Here is a 465-nt window from a genome sequence, read left to right as displayed (position 1 = left end):
GTCGAGGACGTCATCAAGGTCGCCCAGGCCATCGGGACGGAACGGGCCAGCGACAAGGTCGCGATCCAGGAGTTCTTCGCCGCGAAGTTCTCCGAGGCGCTCAAGACCGTCGGCAAGCAGCTGGACTTCGTCGACCTGTACACCAAGCGCGAGGAGTTCCGGGACCGGATCATCCGCGTCATCGGCACCGATCTGAACGGCTACCACCTCGACGACGCCGCGATCGACTTCCTCGAGCAGACGCCGATGGTGCAGCTGGACGGCGCCAACATCCTTGACGCGCAGGGCATTCGGAAGATCACCGAGCTGACCGCGATCGAGCACGTGCGGACCAACGAGTTCCAGCGCACCGAGCAGAAGGAGATCACCCGGCAGGACGTCGACGCCCGGGAGACCATCCTGGAGCTGGAACGCCGGCAGGCCGAGGCCGAGATCAAGCAGCGCCGCGAGGTCGAGACGCTGCGC

At 65.8% G+C, this 465-nt stretch carries 1 pseudogene; it reads left to right on the top strand.

Going from position 1 to position 465, the window contains the following annotated elements:
• A pseudogene (locus J1C73_RS34750) lies at nucleotides 1–465 on the top strand (flotillin family protein); the annotation flags it as partial.

Origin of the sequence: Streptomyces laculatispora (assembly GCF_017353455.1) — a bacterium.
Classification (GTDB): domain Bacteria; phylum Actinomycetota; class Actinomycetes; order Streptomycetales; family Streptomycetaceae; genus Streptomyces; species Streptomyces laculatispora.
The sequence above is the reverse complement of the archived record's forward strand: the minus strand, read 5'-3'. Positions and strand labels throughout refer to the sequence as shown.